General features: G+C 45.4%; 13 protein-coding genes. 7 read left to right on the top strand and 6 right to left on the bottom strand.

Annotated features, from left to right (window positions below; genetic code table 11):
• Window positions 1–29: 29 nt before the first annotated feature.
• From DK846_RS12925 to DK846_RS12950, 6 genes are all read right to left on the bottom strand, one after another.
• On the bottom strand, window positions 30–911 hold the full coding sequence (locus tag DK846_RS12925; protein WP_109969384.1) for an Mrp/NBP35 family ATP-binding protein: 882 nt from the start codon (window positions 909–911) through the stop codon (window positions 30–32).
• Window positions 912–1,116: 205 nt separating this feature from the next.
• On the bottom strand, window positions 1,117–2,043 hold the full coding sequence (locus DK846_RS12930) for an MBL fold metallo-hydrolase (protein WP_109969385.1): 927 nt from the start codon (window positions 2,041–2,043) through the stop codon (window positions 1,117–1,119).
• Window positions 2,040–3,644 carry a methyl coenzyme M reductase system, component A2 gene (gene atwA / locus DK846_RS12935; RefSeq protein WP_109969386.1) on the bottom strand — a complete coding sequence of 535 codons (1,605 nt, stop codon included), beginning with the start codon at window positions 3,642–3,644 and terminating at the stop codon, window positions 2,040–2,042. The genes DK846_RS12930 and atwA overlap by 4 nt, the downstream gene beginning before the upstream one ends.
• A gap of 20 nt (window positions 3,645–3,664) precedes the next feature.
• Window positions 3,665–4,144 (bottom strand): DUF2124 family protein, encoded by a 480-nt coding sequence (locus DK846_RS12940; RefSeq protein ID WP_109969387.1) that lies wholly within the window; start codon window positions 4,142–4,144, stop codon window positions 3,665–3,667.
• A gap of 256 nt (window positions 4,145–4,400) precedes the next feature.
• Window positions 4,401–4,940 carry a hypothetical protein gene (locus DK846_RS12945; protein ID WP_109969388.1) on the bottom strand — a complete coding sequence of 180 codons (540 nt, stop codon included), beginning with the start codon at window positions 4,938–4,940 and terminating at the stop codon, window positions 4,401–4,403.
• A 189-nt stretch (window positions 4,941–5,129) separates the two neighbouring features.
• A complete protein-coding gene (locus DK846_RS12950; protein ID WP_109969533.1) occupies window positions 5,130–5,561 on the bottom strand; it encodes a DUF134 domain-containing protein in 432 nt (143 codons plus the stop codon).
• A 646-nt stretch (window positions 5,562–6,207) separates the two neighbouring features.
• Between DK846_RS12950 and DK846_RS12955 the strand changes: the two genes are divergently transcribed.
• The 7 genes from DK846_RS12955 to DK846_RS12985 all read left to right on the top strand — a co-directional run bounded on the left by DK846_RS12955 (window position 6,208) and on the right by DK846_RS12985 (window position 14,387).
• A complete protein-coding gene (locus DK846_RS12955; RefSeq protein WP_109969389.1) occupies window positions 6,208–8,595 on the top strand; it encodes a right-handed parallel beta-helix repeat-containing protein in 2,388 nt (795 codons plus the stop codon).
• A gap of 443 nt (window positions 8,596–9,038) precedes the next feature.
• Complete coding sequence (locus DK846_RS12960; RefSeq protein ID WP_109969390.1) at window positions 9,039–10,133, top strand: FmdE family protein; 1,095 nt, start codon at window positions 9,039–9,041, stop codon at window positions 10,131–10,133.
• Between the two features lie 36 nt (window positions 10,134–10,169).
• The gene (locus DK846_RS12965) at window positions 10,170–11,306 is read left to right on the top strand and encodes an iron ABC transporter substrate-binding protein (protein ID WP_109969391.1); all 1,137 of its coding nucleotides are present in this window, start codon (window positions 10,170–10,172) and stop codon (window positions 11,304–11,306) included.
• Between the two features lie 50 nt (window positions 11,307–11,356).
• Window positions 11,357–12,427, top strand: a complete 1,071-nt coding sequence (locus DK846_RS12970; protein WP_109969392.1) for a FecCD family ABC transporter permease — start codon at window positions 11,357–11,359, stop codon at window positions 12,425–12,427.
• A complete protein-coding gene (locus tag DK846_RS12975; RefSeq protein WP_109969393.1) occupies window positions 12,424–13,209 on the top strand; it encodes an ABC transporter ATP-binding protein in 786 nt (261 codons plus the stop codon). Before DK846_RS12970 ends, DK846_RS12975 begins: the two co-directional genes overlap by 4 nt.
• Before the next feature lie 8 nt (window positions 13,210–13,217).
• Window positions 13,218–13,853, top strand: a complete 636-nt coding sequence (locus tag DK846_RS12980; protein WP_109969394.1) for an FmdE family protein — start codon at window positions 13,218–13,220, stop codon at window positions 13,851–13,853.
• A 210-nt stretch (window positions 13,854–14,063) separates the two neighbouring features.
• Window positions 14,064–14,387 carry a hypothetical protein gene (locus tag DK846_RS12985; RefSeq protein ID WP_109969395.1) on the top strand — a complete coding sequence of 108 codons (324 nt, stop codon included), beginning with the start codon at window positions 14,064–14,066 and terminating at the stop codon, window positions 14,385–14,387.
• The last annotated feature ends 39 nt before the right edge of the window (window positions 14,388–14,426 follow it).

The raw sequence follows: 14,426 nt of genomic DNA on the forward strand, positions 1-14,426 counted from the left end.
ACGAAAAAAGGGATCAGGCTGATAAAATATTAATCAGATTTTTCAATCTCTGCCATCAACCGATCCATAACCTCGTCTATTGCTCTCCAGGTTGGAGAATCCTGTTTTTTTCCAATAAACGGATGGCCGGAATCCCCGGCTTCCCGCATTTTTATATCAAGGGGAATCTTTCCAAGGAATGGAACATGATGTTCCTGTGCTATCCGTTCACCCCCACCGCTTCCGAAGAGATCAATGGTACCATGGCAGTGGGGACAAGTAAGCCCGCTCATATTCTCAATAACACCAAGGACCGGAATCTCAAGCATCCCTACAAAGGTGATTGCTTTGGTTGAATCCAGGGTTGCAACATCCTGCGGTGTTGTTACAATCACAGCCCCCCTGATATTTGGCGCTATTTGTGCAATTGTAAGAGCCTCGTCCCCGGTGCCAGGTGGTAGATCCACAATCAGGTAATCAAGACTTCCCCACCTGACATCAGAAAGGAACTGTCTGATCACTCCCATCTTGATTGCTCCCCTCCATACTACAGGATCGGATTTTTTCTCCAGCAGGAAAGCCATTGAAATGACTTGAAGGGTTCCTGTCATCCTGACCGGGACCAGCATCTGCCCATCACCAAGGAGCTGATACTCTTCAAGCCCCAGCATCTTGGGAACATTTGGTCCATGAATATCCAGGTCTAATAATCCGGTCTGCTTTCCAAGGGCAGAAAAAGCATATGCCAGGTTGACAGCAACCGTGGACTTCCCAACTCCTCCTTTTCCTGAAAGAACCAGGATTACATGCTTGACATCAATTTTCGCTTTTTCTGGAGTTTTATGTGCAGGAACCGGACGTGGGGTTTGAATTTGATCATCAACGTTCGGTTCATGTGGAGAATCTATTTTTTCAGGTGAACCATCAGCCATGTTAGGACTCCGTTATTCATGCAACAGGGAAACCAACTCTACAAATTCAGAGAAAAGGATGCTGACATCAGATGTCTGATCTGAAATTCCAGATGATAGTGTCCATGTTTGTGGGCACATAATAATTACACATATGAGTAATAATTACTTTGCATTATAAACCAGAATCAAAGGATCAGTAAGTGAGAGAAAACTGGTTTTTCATTTACCCAAACTGGTATGTTGATCCAACCGTATTGAGTATCACCTGATTCGGCATCTCTTCAGTTAACTGGGTTATTGCTTCCCAACCGGTGCAGTGTAATGGAATTACATATTCAGGATCAATCTCTTTCATGGCAGCAACGGTTGGATTAATTATCCTGCTAAAGAACGAACCAGAAAGATGAAATCCTCCGATAACTGCATAGATCTGGTCCATCCCGGTGATCATGCGGGCATACCGGATCGTATTGATGACTCCTGCATGAGCACACCCGGTAATAATCACCAGGCCTTTTTCTTTGAGATTGAGGATAATAGCCTGATCATCATGAAACTCATCAGGAACCCATGAGTCAGAATCTTCAACATAGTAAACAGGATTACTCTGTTCAAATTCAGTAGTTCGTTCAATATCACCGGTTATCAGGATCCGGTCATGCCAAAACATGGTAGGTCCTGATGTAAAGAGAAGTTCTGCTCCTGCATTCCTGCATGCATTCAGATCCGGAGGAGCAATATCAATGAAGGGTTCATTAGAGAACCGTTTCTGCCTCCTTGAAAATGAACCAGGGTGAACATATACCGGAACCGGCCGGCCTGCACACTCCAGAACTTCAATAAGAGAACCCACGTGATCATCATGACCATGGCTGATCACCAGAGCAGCAATATCTTTCAGGGATATGCCCAGTTGGTTAGCATTATACTGAAGAGAGATCTTTGAGGCACCAGCATCCATCAAAATCGATATCGACTCATTACCTGACCATGTTGTAATATACAGTGAAAGACCGTGCTCAGCCAGCAAAACCTCGCCATTTGAGAGGGGTGGCCTTTTTACAACAGATGATGAATCTGACCTGAGGAGGTCAGTATAATTATCAACAAGGACCGTTATCTCGGCTCTGTCTATCTCCTGAAGTCTCATTCGTTAGCCATGACCTGACGTTCTTCCTCGGTTACTTCAGCAAGGACTTCTGCAGTCGGACCTATTTTGATGATCTTTCCAAATCGCATGAGAGCACAGCGGTCACATATGTCTCTCACAAACTCCATGTCGTGAGACACAACAATGAACGTATCTTCCATCTCCTCACGGGCATGCAGGATAGAATGTTTCACATCAACCTTTGTTATCGGATCCATCGTCCCTGTCGGCTCATCAAGGACTACAATTGTCGGTTCCCGGATTAAAACCTGGGCGAGGGCAACCCGGTGACGTTCACCCTCACTCAGAGTTCCCGGAAGGCGGTTCAAGACTTCTTTGCTCTTTTCTACTGTAAACCCTGCCATCTTCAAGGTGATAATCGCCTTCTGCTTCGCAAGCTCTTTGGGAAACTCAAGGCCAATGGCATCGGTTAGGTTATCAAGCACCGTCCTGTGTGGAAAGAGATCATATTCCTGGTGAAGAAGTCCGATGTATTGTTTTGCCCGACCACGGTTGTCAAACCCGGGCTTGGTCATATCAACCCATTCATCACCGACCCTTATGTTCAGTTCACCACTGGTCGGCTCGATGATACCGGCAATCATCTTTGAGAGAGTCGTTTTCCCGGCTCCCGAAGTACCGATGATTCCAAAGATCTCCTGATGGTTTACTTCTAACTGAATGTTATTGACTGCACGGATAAGTCCGCGATCTAGTGAGACATACTGTTTTACCAGATCGCGTGCCTGGAGAATCGGTTTACCACACTCAACACCACAGAACACTTCATCATCATGGAATCCTTTCATGAAGACAGCCATGACATCTTTTGGAGACCCGGATGCTTTGATCTCGCCATCTTCAAGGAGAATGGCTGTAGTTGCAACCTCATCAAGAATCTGGGTGAAATGAGAGGTTACGACCATTGACATTCCTGATGCTGCAGCAGCCTCCTTGAGCATTTTGTGAACCAGGTAGGCAGTCTTTGGATCCAGTGTTCCGGTCGGCTCGTCTGCAAAGAGACAGAACGGCTCCTTTGCCAGCTGACGGGCGAGAACCACACGCTGTTTTTCGCCACCAGAAAGATCCCGGGCAATATGCATCATCCGGTGTGAGAGCCTGACCTGATCGATGAGATCTGCAGCCCTGGTTATGGCTTTTCCGGCAGGATACCCGATATCATCAAGAGCGTGAAGAACATTATCAATGACCCGGTCATTTCCATACAAGGCAAAGGTCCGCTGGAACATGATCGCATTCCTGGCCAGGATACGCCGTTTCAGGAGTTCCTGATCTGGGTTCCAGAAGTCAACATCTATTGCAGAGAGGATACCCCCACATTTAGGGCATTTCTGACCTGAATGGCTCTGAACAGTGACATATTCACATGATGGGCAGGCCGCAATATGGTAGATGATTCTGCCCGTGGTAGGTGGCTGGTCAATTCCACGAAGCAGGTGAATCAGAGTTGTCTTTCCTGCCCCGCTTCTGCCGATGACGCCAAGGATCTCTCCTTCATCAAGAGTAAAGGAGACATTTTTCAGGGCATATATTCCATCAAACGAAAGAGAGAGGTTTTCTATTGTAATAAGGCGGGTCATATGTATGTAATAAATAAGGATTATTCAACGGTTATATCGACACTTATGGTTGCATCTATCAGAAGATCAAAGGAGATTTTATCAAGCCAGCCTGATTTCTGAAACATGTGCATGAAACAGATCCCTGCACATGCAACACCGGGATATTTTGCAAGTAATGCTTCTGCCTCCTCGATCTTCACCGGTACACCAGGCATAGAGAGCCCTCCCATCAGTATAAAGACCGAGGGGTTGGTAATCTTGCAGGGCTCTCCAAGTTGAAACCCGAGACCCTCTGTATACACCATCTTTCGTGACTCATCCTCATGGAGATAGGGAGCAAATAGAAACGTACACGGAAGTGATCGGGCAGCATAACAGAGCAGCTCCACAAAAGGAGTGCAGGTTCCGGGCACACCGAAAAAGACCACTTCAGCACCCTCCGGAAGGGACCATGTTTCAAGATATTCTTTAAACGGCCGCAGCATTCCAGGGATTCCCTGAAGAGTACTATTTTTCATATCTATCCTCCATTCTACCTGATCGGGATCGGCATGATGCCGAACTCCAATCAACCACACATGTGAATAGATTTGTACAAATAAGATTTATATACTTCTACCCACATGAGCCTTAACACCCCATAAAGAAGAGACACAAACCCAATCGGGTTTTTCTAAGTTCCTGATACCGGATGATTGCCCTCATTGAAAGGATCATATAAAAAAGATCGAAAGGAGTGCCCATTCTCCAGGTACACGAGTCCGGGAGAACTCCTTATATTGCCGGGGTGATTGAAACGGTTCCTGCAATCATTGCAAGATTATCAATACCAGCTGTAGCATCGTCCATAGATGAATAGAATCCTACTATAATCGAAACTTTCTCGTCAGTACTGAGAACATAGACTCCAGCAGTGTTGTTTTCCATCGTACCGTACATTACAACACCATCTGAGACCACAATCGGATCCGCAGCAAAAGGAGTAATTCCAGCCCCAATCATAAAGTTGTCTAAGAAATCCTTTGCATTTCCGGTTGAAAGTTTCTGACGGATTGGGTTGTCCATTACATAAATCGCATATGTAGGGAGTGACCCCGTATCATTAGTAATAAAGGTAGTTGGACCCACACTGGAATCTTTTGTTTTTTCCGTGGTTCCCGGTGGTATCATCACAGTAAACACAGTGGTTGACGAGCTGTTTACCGAAGATTCATCAACAGTAACCTGCTTCCACCCGGTAAAATCTATCGCTGCCATAGCCCCGGTTCCGAGTACCATGAGAACAACGAGTAATACTAATATACCTCTCTTCATCTCTATCCCTCAGGATAGAACACTCTTACAGGTTACAATATATAATTTATCGCATCCGTTAGACAGATGATGAGGTATTTATAAAAAGTAAATTATTCTAAAGATTACTCTCATGTATTGAGTGTTGATTCAGATTGTCATCGATGGCAAATTTGAAAGCACATATCCTGAAATTTCGTATTCTGAAAATTATTCAGATTGATCACCCTGGCGAATGGTATACCCTCTGGGACATACGCCTCCGTCATGCTTTGGACAAACGGTCTCATCCTTTCTGGGACAGATCCCTTCACTGCGACGCGAACATCCCAGAATTTCTATGGTTTTTCCATTTACAAGAGCGTCAATAACCTTTTTCCGGGCTTCATGAAGGTCTTTCCAGAGAGTTTTTCGGGAAATTCCCAGATTCTGGGCAGCTTCTTCCTGTTCAAGCCCCTCCAGGTCAACAAGGCGTAAAATTTCGACCTCATCAGGCCGAAGCAAAACCCGCAGTTTTTCATCCCAGATATCGCACTGAGGACCATAACACTTGAGCGGGCCGCACCCTATCGGTCCCCGCCTCCCCCGTGGTCTCCCCCGCCGTGGAGCATTCAGCTCATAATCATCTGGATCAACGGCCATGCTCATACATGGTCACTTCTTGTTTTTTTAGTACTCATCTGCGGCAACATGATAACCAGGGGATGAGTTTACCTCTTCATCGCTACACAACCAACAAGTCCGGGAGCTGCAAGGTGCCTTCACCACGATATATCCCCATGATAATGGCAGGAGAAATTAGCATACATATTACCCGGATACGGAGGCAGATGAAACAGTCGTGCAAGGAAGAATAAATTCTTCACAGATGAGCATTCTGGATTTAACTCACCATAAGACACGGAAGGTTATCTATCAATTCATACCACAAATCAGGCACAAACAAAGGATTGTTTTCATCATACCTGATCTTCCTGTTACCGAATGAATCCAGGGTATTATTTCTTTCCCACATTTTTTCTAAATGAGGTTGCAATTTCAATTTTACAGATAATATTTAAGCAAAAATATAATACTCAGGGAGTAACAAGCATAGTATCTGTAACAGATACGGGGGTACAGGGATGGACAGAGAAATCCGGATTAATAATTGGGTGAACCGAACAGATACATGTGAGGCACATTATCAGATTAACTTTCTTTATGATAGGAAATTCGATGTAAGGAGAATCAGTAGGTTTTCTTGCTATGTGCAGAGAACATACATCGGAGTTCGCGGGGTGGCATCATGAATATCAATCCCTCTCGGTTTTTTACCAGTTTGATCAGTGTCTGGATTGTTCTTGTCCTGGGTGGTTTAGCATCTGGGTCCGGAATCTCTTTTGAACCAGGTCACACCGGCCCTGATTACAACTTTTCCGGGAATTACTCATCCGGTCAGATTACCGTAACCGGAGCAGGTACATATTATCTCACTGATAATCTGACTGCTTCTTTATCAGAGTATGCAATACAGGTCAATACTTCTGATGTTATGGTGGACGGAAATCGAAAATCAGTCACCGGAACCGGAGAGAATGGGATCCGGAGTACACCCGAGGGCAATAATACCACAATTACTCAATTCAGTATGATAGCCGGGTTTGGAACCGCAATTTATTCACAGGGTACCGGGGGAGAAATATCTGATAATTCGGTATATAGCAACGGGTGTGCAATTGTTGTCAAAGGAACTGGCACTCTGGTCACCGGGAACAATGCCAGTAGTAACTCAGAGAACGGCATCTATGTGACCGGTAACAACGTACATATCACAGAAAATATTGTAAATGATAATACGTGGTCAGGAATCAACACCACAGGGCTGTATAATTATATCACCAGCAACCAGGTGAAAAATAATCTGAAGAATGGTATTGCTTGTCAGAATGATGCCATCATTACTGGAAATACGGTGACCGGCAATGTGAGAGATGGTATCCTGACATGGGATAATGCCACAATCTCTGAAAATACTGTGAGTGAGAATCAGAGATATGGCATGAAAACGACTAATAATGTAACTTTTTTGAAGAATACGGTCAATTACAATCATGAAGATGGTATCTTTACCGGTAAAAATGCGTATGTTTTTGGCAATGATATCTTCAATAACCTGGCATATGGCCTTTATGTAGGAAATTATGCCACTATTCTTGACAACAACATCTCAAGCAACGAGGAATATGGCCTTTATGCAGGGAATTACGCAAATATATCTGACAGTATTGTAAATGGAAATGCGTGGGGCGGTGTTGTAGCAGGAAATTATGCAGGAGTTTTAAATAATCTCGTCAACGGCAATCAGGGATCTGGCATTGATGTCTCAAATAATGCACAGGTTGTCAATAATACCGTATCAGATAACCTTGGCACTGGAGTTTTTTCCTTACATGGTGCAGAGATACACCACAATACTATAACCAACAACTATGATTGTGGTATCAACGGCTGGGGTACAGCAAATATCACAGACAATATGCTAAAAAATAGCACGTACGGTCTTTTCCTGCCAGATAACAGTGTCAATGTAAACGTTACGGAAAATACCATATCCGGATCCACTGATACAGGAATATATATCGATGGTGGTGGTTGGAACGCAGGATCTGGAAACATCTACAACAACAATCTCATAAATACCGTTTCAGTCGGAGGAACAGGATACCTGCCCTATTTCACCTGGACTAATCCAAAAGGGCCACAACCAGGAACAAATGTAATAGGAGGGCCATACATCGCTGGAAACTACTGGGGTAACCTGAATGGGACCGGCTGGTCAGATCTCCAGGAACCAAATGTATCCGGGTATTCTTCTATACCATATGAAATAGTCAGGGAGTCCGGGGTGTATGACACCGTACCACTCGTCAGATCACTCAATACCATCTCCTCAACCAATGATAAGTGGACGATCAACTATCCACATGGAAATATATCGTATCTGCATCTCTCGAACGCAACATACATAATACAGGCAAAACCTGGTGCCGATATTCTGAATGTCTCAATAGACAACGAACCAGTCGGACCGGTGAGTAACTGGACATTTAAAAATATCATTTCAGACCACTCCATCTCCTCTTCTGGACAACCGACACCCGGACAGGTGCATGCGTTCTTTGCACTGAATGCCACATGGGGATCAGCTCCACTCACGGTTGCGTTTACTAACCAATCTCTCGGCAGTCCGACCTCGTATTTCTGGAATTTCGGGGATGGGGACATTTCAACAGACCGGGATCCGGTTCACACATACACCACTCCGGGAGTGTATTCAGTCTCGCTGAAAGCATTCAATGACCAGACCGGGGGAATTGTGATGCTCAACAACGCAGTGACCGTGACTGCAGGAGATGTTCCCTCTCCCACTCCTACACCGGTGCCGGGAGAGATCACAGCAGCATTCTCAGCAGATCAGACAACCGGGGGTGCTCCCCTTCAAGTCCGGTTTACTGATCACTCAATTGGAAATCCGGCATCCTGGATATGGGATTTCGGGGACGGGAATCTTTCAACACTGCAGAACGTCACTCATACCTACTCATCCATGGGATCGTTTTCGGTGAGCCTGACTGCACAGAATGGTATATCAACAGGAAAACTCGTGAAAACAGGTTATATCATCATTACCTGACAATCAGCACCTGATATTACTCACTTTTTTTTGACACATTACCGGTATATTCAGAAAAAACCTGAAGTTTATACGTAGAGTTCTCATCGGGCTGATGTATTAGGTATGCATTCCAAATCTCCTGGCCGGTGAAACCAGGATATCAGTTTATATCAGTTGGAATCCAGGATACAGTCGAGGTTCCAGCCCGATATCAGAACGAACGTCCCATAACATTGATAACGATCACTTAACCCATCGATTCTAGATAATACCCGGAAACTTTTGTTCCCCCTGCATTATTATTTTTCAGATTCATTTCAAAAATAATAATAAGCTTTAATTTAGTATAACTAATTGTGATATATCATGCAATAAACTGTATAAGATACAACAAATTAGAATTTACTAGAATTATTTGCATTAATGAATCCTAAACATCATACCATACATGCAGGAGTATTATGAAAAAATTAGCATATCTGGTCATTCTGACCCTGTGCTGCAGTATCCTACCAGGGTTGGCACTCGCAGATTCTGATCTTGCATATGATCTCGGATCCAGGGCAGCCACGGTTGCGATGGACCTGCTCAAGTTCGAACCCGGCGACGAGAACATCCTTGCCCTTACGAATGCAGGTCATGCACTGATCAAAGGAGAGACAACTGAACGGGCACTTTCAGGCATAACTAATGTGACCGGCCTTCAGAATGGAAACGGGAACCTCTTCCAGGTGAACAGACCAAACTGGAAACCACTCTGGTTCTACTTCTACAATAAGAAGACCGGGCTTGCAGTCTACATGGAGGTCGATGCCACAACAAACAGCATAAAGGGTGAGGAACGTAAAGCTCTTGACGCTGACAAAGTATTCTCTCAGATCTCTTTGATGATGGTAGATCTTGACAAGATGCTTGCAAGGCCTGATGACGCAAATGTCACATTTAATAAGAAAAAATTCAGTGGCAATGAGTTCTCCCTGATTGGACTCTCAAACGTCTGGGCAAAGGGGGCCTCATATGACTTCATGAACGCTGCTGCATTCCATGACCACCTCTGCCCGGGTGTGACCTCTGGATACATGATCATCAAGTACATGGAGAAGAACCTCCCGATAACCAACGCATCCGAGACCTACATCGATATTGGATCTCCAAACTGGTGTAAAGAGGATGCTTTCCAGATGATCTGGGACTCCACTCCCGGAAAGAACAGCGAATTCGTGATGGCATTAAGTGCTGAAGATGAGGCAGCCCTTAAAGCAAAATACGGAACACGACCGGCAGGAATCATCATCCGCTGGAATGATGGGGCCAAGAAAGGAACAGGAATTGCTCTTGGGTTTGACTTTGACAAAGTCAGTGATGAGACAAGAGTTACAAACTGGACCGGACCCTCATGGGCTCCAAAACTGGTTGAGGACATCGGAATGATGCCGATGGTGGACAAAACCGAAGACTACATTACCACACTCAAAGAGTTCCCGGTTGATGAAGCAAACCTGACAAAACTGAAGACAGCAGGAAATAATCCCTACAAAGTGCTGGGGATGTTGTAAGGAGATACTAATCCACTATTTTTGAAGAGGAAAAACATGACACGATTATCGATTACTGTACCATGGAAAATTTTTACACTCATTGCACTGCTCGGACTGCTCGCAGTTCCGGCAGTGATGGCTGCAGCATCTACTGCTGACAAGACTGTTACCGATAGTTACGGACGAACAGTAACCGTTCCGTCAGAACCTAAGGAGGTTATCTGTTCAGGCTCCGGTTGTCTTCGGTACCTGACATATCTGGGAGCACAAAACCTCGCTGCCGGTGTTGACAGTATTGAGAAAGAACCTCAGAAGATGGATGCACGAGGATACGCACTTCTCAATCCCCAGTTCAAGGATCTTCCTCTCTTTGGTGAATACCGGGGAAAGGATGATCCTGAAAAGATTATTGCAATTAATCCCCAGTTGATCTTCAAGATCAGTTCATCCGGACAGGCTGACGCAGCAACAAAAGATGAAGCTGACAAGCTCTCTTCAAAGACGAGTATCCCGGTCATCATGATGCCATATGGATCACTTCGGACTGCAGAAGAACAGGAGCAGATGTTCAGCACCCTTCGCATTATGGGAGAAGCCACCGGGAAGCAGGACCGGGCAGAAGAACTGATCTCTTACATCAAGGATACTATCGCAGATCTACAGAGCAGGACCAAAGATATCCCTGAATCTGATCAGAAGACAGCCTATGTTGGTGGAGTCAGTTATGCAGGAGCTCATGGTATCATCTCAACTGAACCTGCATATCCGCCATTCCTCTGGGATAACATCAAGAATGTGGCAGGAAAGATGGGAACACAGCATGCTGATGTTGCCAAGGAAGCCATTGTAGACTGGGATCCAGATTATCTCTTCATGGATATCGGAACCATCCAAACCGACAATGAAGGAGGAATTGGTGAACTCAAAAATGATCCAGCCCTTGCCAGTCTGAAAGCAGTCAAGAACGGAAATGTCTACGGAGTTCTGCCATACAACTTCTACAGCACCAATTACGAGAATGTCCTGGCTGATGCCTATTATATCGGCAAGATTGTGTATCCAGACAAGTTTGCAGACATTGATCCACAGGCAAAAGCAGATGAGATCATGACCAAGTTCCTTGGATCATCTCCGCTTAAGGATATCAACTCCCAGTACAAGAACCTGGGACTGACCAAACTGACCATCTGAATCAGGAATGAAAAACTTCCTGATTACCCTCAATTTTTGGAGAAGAGTACATGCATCTTGCTGATGGAAAGTCTCCTGTTGATTATCTCTGTTACATAAAAACGAAAATTCTCTGCATTTGTGCAGGAATTGTACTGGTGTTCCTTCTTCTGATTCTCTCGATATCAGTTGGCGCTGTATCTATTCCTCCCGGAGAAGTATTATTCACTCTTCTGGGCCACAACGTGAGCTCAAAATGGGATACCATCATCTGGAACATCCGTCTTCCCCAGGCATTAACAGCAGTCGTAGCTGGCATAGGCCTCTCTGTTGCAGGAGTGGCAATGCAATCAATCCTGAGAAATCCCCTAGGTTCACCATTTACTCTTGGTATCTCAAATGCCGGGGCATTTGGTGCGGCTATGTCGGTTATCATTCTCGGATCCGGCCAGATGCATTCGACTGCTGCCAATGCTGTCACCATTAACAACCCGTATACCACGACCATCATGGCATTCATCTTCTGCATGATTGCAACCGGTATCATCCTGATGATCTCACATATCAGGGGAGCATCCCCGGAGGTGATGGTGCTCACCGGGGTGGCTCTCTCCTCGCTCTTTACTGCTGGTACCATGTTTCTGCAGTATTTTGCTTCAGACACACAGCTTGCAGCAGTAGTATTCTGGACATTTGGTGATGTCAGCAGGGCAAACTGGCCTGAACTCGGGCTTATGACAGTGCTCGTCACGCTCTCTACAACCTACTTTCTCGCAAATCGGTGGAATTACAACGCCATTGATGCAGGGAACGAGACTGCAAAAGGGCTCGGTGTGAATGTTGAGCGAGTCCGCATTATTGGAATGACTGTTTCAGCCCTGATTACGGCAGTGATAGTCGCATTCCTCGGCGTTATCGGATTTGTAGGTCTGGTTTGTCCCCACATGGTCCGGAGGATCATCGGGGATGACCAGCGGTTTCTGATTCCGGGATCATGCGTAATGGGAGGAATCCTTCTGCTTGCATCAGATACCGTGGCACGGCTTATCGTTGCCCCTTATGTACTCCCGGTGGCAGTTCTCACCGCGTTTATGGGAGCTCCGGCATTCATTTACCTCATCATCAGGGGGTACCGCAGATGATTCTCAATGCAGACGAACTGAAATTCCTGTACAGAAACAGAACCGTTCTTGAGAATGTCGCACTTGAAGTAAATCATGGAGAGATTGTTGCGATTCTGGGACCAAACGGGGTTGGAAAGACAACACTCCTTAAATGTCTCAACCGTATCCTGACACCAAGGAGCGGACATATCTATCTGGATGGTGCAGATGTCAACAGTCTTGACAATCTTGAGATCGCACGACGTGCAGGATATGTTCCCCAGCGGGTAGAAACCGGAAGACTGACCGCTTTTGATGCGGTCCTTCTTGGTCGCCGTCCTCATATCAAATGGGATGTTACTCCTCATGATTTGAGCATCGTTGATGCTGTCTTCACCCGGCTTTCCATGGAGCAACTCCGTCTCTCATACATCGATGAGATGAGTGGTGGAGAACTCCAGAAGATTGCAATCGCCAGGGCCCTTGTCCAGGAACCACGGATTCTCCTTCTTGATGAGCCCACCAGCAGCCTGGACCTCAAAAATCAGGTTGAAATCCTCTCAACGATCCATGGAATCGTGCGTGAACATGGGATAGCTGCCGTCATGACGATGCATGATCTCAACCAGGCTTTCAGGTACGCAGATCGGTTTATCTTCCTGAAAAATGGCAGAATCCATTTCCAGGGAGAGAGATGCTCTGTCACCACGAAGATGATCGAAGAGGTCTATGGTCTGCCGGTTGTCATGGGAACCATAGAAGGTATCACCTGTATCATGCCCGGGTGTTCAGACACCGTGGTAGTACACCAGGAGAATTAAAGATTTACATGTGTTCAAACGATTCAACAAAACCAGACCAGCAGCCTGAATACGCATCATTTCAAGATGCTGCAGAGTTTCACGGCCACGTATGCATCGGCCTTTCAAGCGGGTATCAGGTTGCAATTGCAGCAATGAAGGCACTTGGTGTTACAAGACCCCATGACGAAGAACTCGTTGCCATCGCAGAGACAGACGCCTGCGGAGTTGATGCCATCCAGGTGGTCACCGGATGCACTGCAGGAAAAGGAAACCTGATCATCCATGACTACGGCAAACATGTATTCACCTTTTACTGCCGGGAAAGTGGCAAAGCCGTACGGGCTATGACCTGCCTTGAAGAGTTCATGCCGAGAGACCCCGAAGCCGAAGGACTCAGGACCCGAGTATTTTCAGGAAAAGCAACTGAAGAAGAAAAAGCAAGGTTTCATGCAATGACTGAAAATGCTTCAAAAGCCATTCTTGATGCTCCACCTGAAAAAGTAGTAAAACTGGAGTTCATTCAGATGGAACCTCCAAAAAAGGCACGAATTTTTACCTCAATCCCATGTGGATGTTGTGGAGAGATGGTTGCAGATGCAAAGACCCGGGAACATGAAGGGAAACGAATCTGCATGCCGTGTTTCCTGAAATTAAATCAATAATAATCATCTTGCAGGAGGAATTTTCAGGATAACCTCCTTTTTATAGTTCCCGCTGGATGGTTTTAGATCTACTCAATTCGCTACTACTATCCTTCAAACTACAAAAAAACACATCACTTTCATGTATTAATACCCTGAAATTCCAGATTTAATCTGAAACTATACAGAAGGAATATATATTTGTGCACACATGAGTAACACAGAGGCGATATGATGGTATGGAACACGTATCAGATCAGGGGTATGATAATTCTGCTGACTCTCCTCACAGTCTCTATCTTGCCGGCAATCGCTGACAACGAATACCTGGATGGCGGATACATGGGCATTCCTGCTGACATTTACTCTCGGATGGATCCATCAGTCTCCAACAATATTATTGGAACAGTTCAGGAAAGACCACTGTTTGGATTATCTGATGATCGACCCATTCAGTTTGGCCATAGATTTGTACCTGAATACCATCTCCAGCAGGGGAACCGTTACCAGGTCTTTAATGAAACCCGGTACAGGCCAGTATTTTTCCATTTTTAATTGTATAGAACGGTGAGTCACACCAGCCCTTCAAGGAGC

It is taken from the genome of Methanospirillum lacunae (assembly GCF_003173355.1).
GTDB classification, from domain to species: Archaea; Halobacteriota; Methanomicrobia; order Methanomicrobiales; family Methanospirillaceae; genus Methanospirillum; species Methanospirillum lacunae.

Bases quoted from the DNA above. Each gene is read 5' to 3' on its own strand.
- DK846_RS12930 (WP_109969385.1), bottom strand. From the start codon at position 2,043: ATGAGACTTCAGGAGATAGACAGAGCCGAGATAACGGTCCTTGTTGAT.
- DK846_RS12985 (WP_109969395.1), top strand. From the start codon at position 14,064: ATGATGGTATGGAACACGTATCAGATCAGGGGTATGATAATTCTGCTG.
- DK846_RS12925 (WP_109969384.1), bottom strand. From the start codon at position 911: ATGGCTGATGGTTCACCTGAAAAAATAGATTCTCCACATGAACCGAAC.
- DK846_RS12955 (WP_109969389.1), top strand. From the start codon at position 6,208: ATGAATATCAATCCCTCTCGGTTTTTTACCAGTTTGATCAGTGTCTGG.
- DK846_RS12945 (WP_109969388.1), bottom strand. From the start codon at position 4,940: ATGAAGAGAGGTATATTAGTATTACTCGTTGTTCTCATGGTACTCGGA.
- DK846_RS12975 (WP_109969393.1), top strand. From the start codon at position 12,424: ATGATTCTCAATGCAGACGAACTGAAATTCCTGTACAGAAACAGAACC.
- DK846_RS12950 (WP_109969533.1), bottom strand. From the start codon at position 5,561: ATGGCCGTTGATCCAGATGATTATGAGCTGAATGCTCCACGGCGGGGG.
- DK846_RS12960 (WP_109969390.1), top strand. From the start codon at position 9,039: ATGAAAAAATTAGCATATCTGGTCATTCTGACCCTGTGCTGCAGTATC.
- DK846_RS12965 (WP_109969391.1), top strand. From the start codon at position 10,170: ATGACACGATTATCGATTACTGTACCATGGAAAATTTTTACACTCATT.
- atwA (WP_109969386.1), bottom strand. From the start codon at position 3,644: ATGACCCGCCTTATTACAATAGAAAACCTCTCTCTTTCGTTTGATGGA.
- DK846_RS12940 (WP_109969387.1), bottom strand. From the start codon at position 4,144: ATGAAAAATAGTACTCTTCAGGGAATCCCTGGAATGCTGCGGCCGTTT.
- DK846_RS12970 (WP_109969392.1), top strand. From the start codon at position 11,357: ATGCATCTTGCTGATGGAAAGTCTCCTGTTGATTATCTCTGTTACATA.
- DK846_RS12980 (WP_109969394.1), top strand. From the start codon at position 13,218: ATGTGTTCAAACGATTCAACAAAACCAGACCAGCAGCCTGAATACGCA.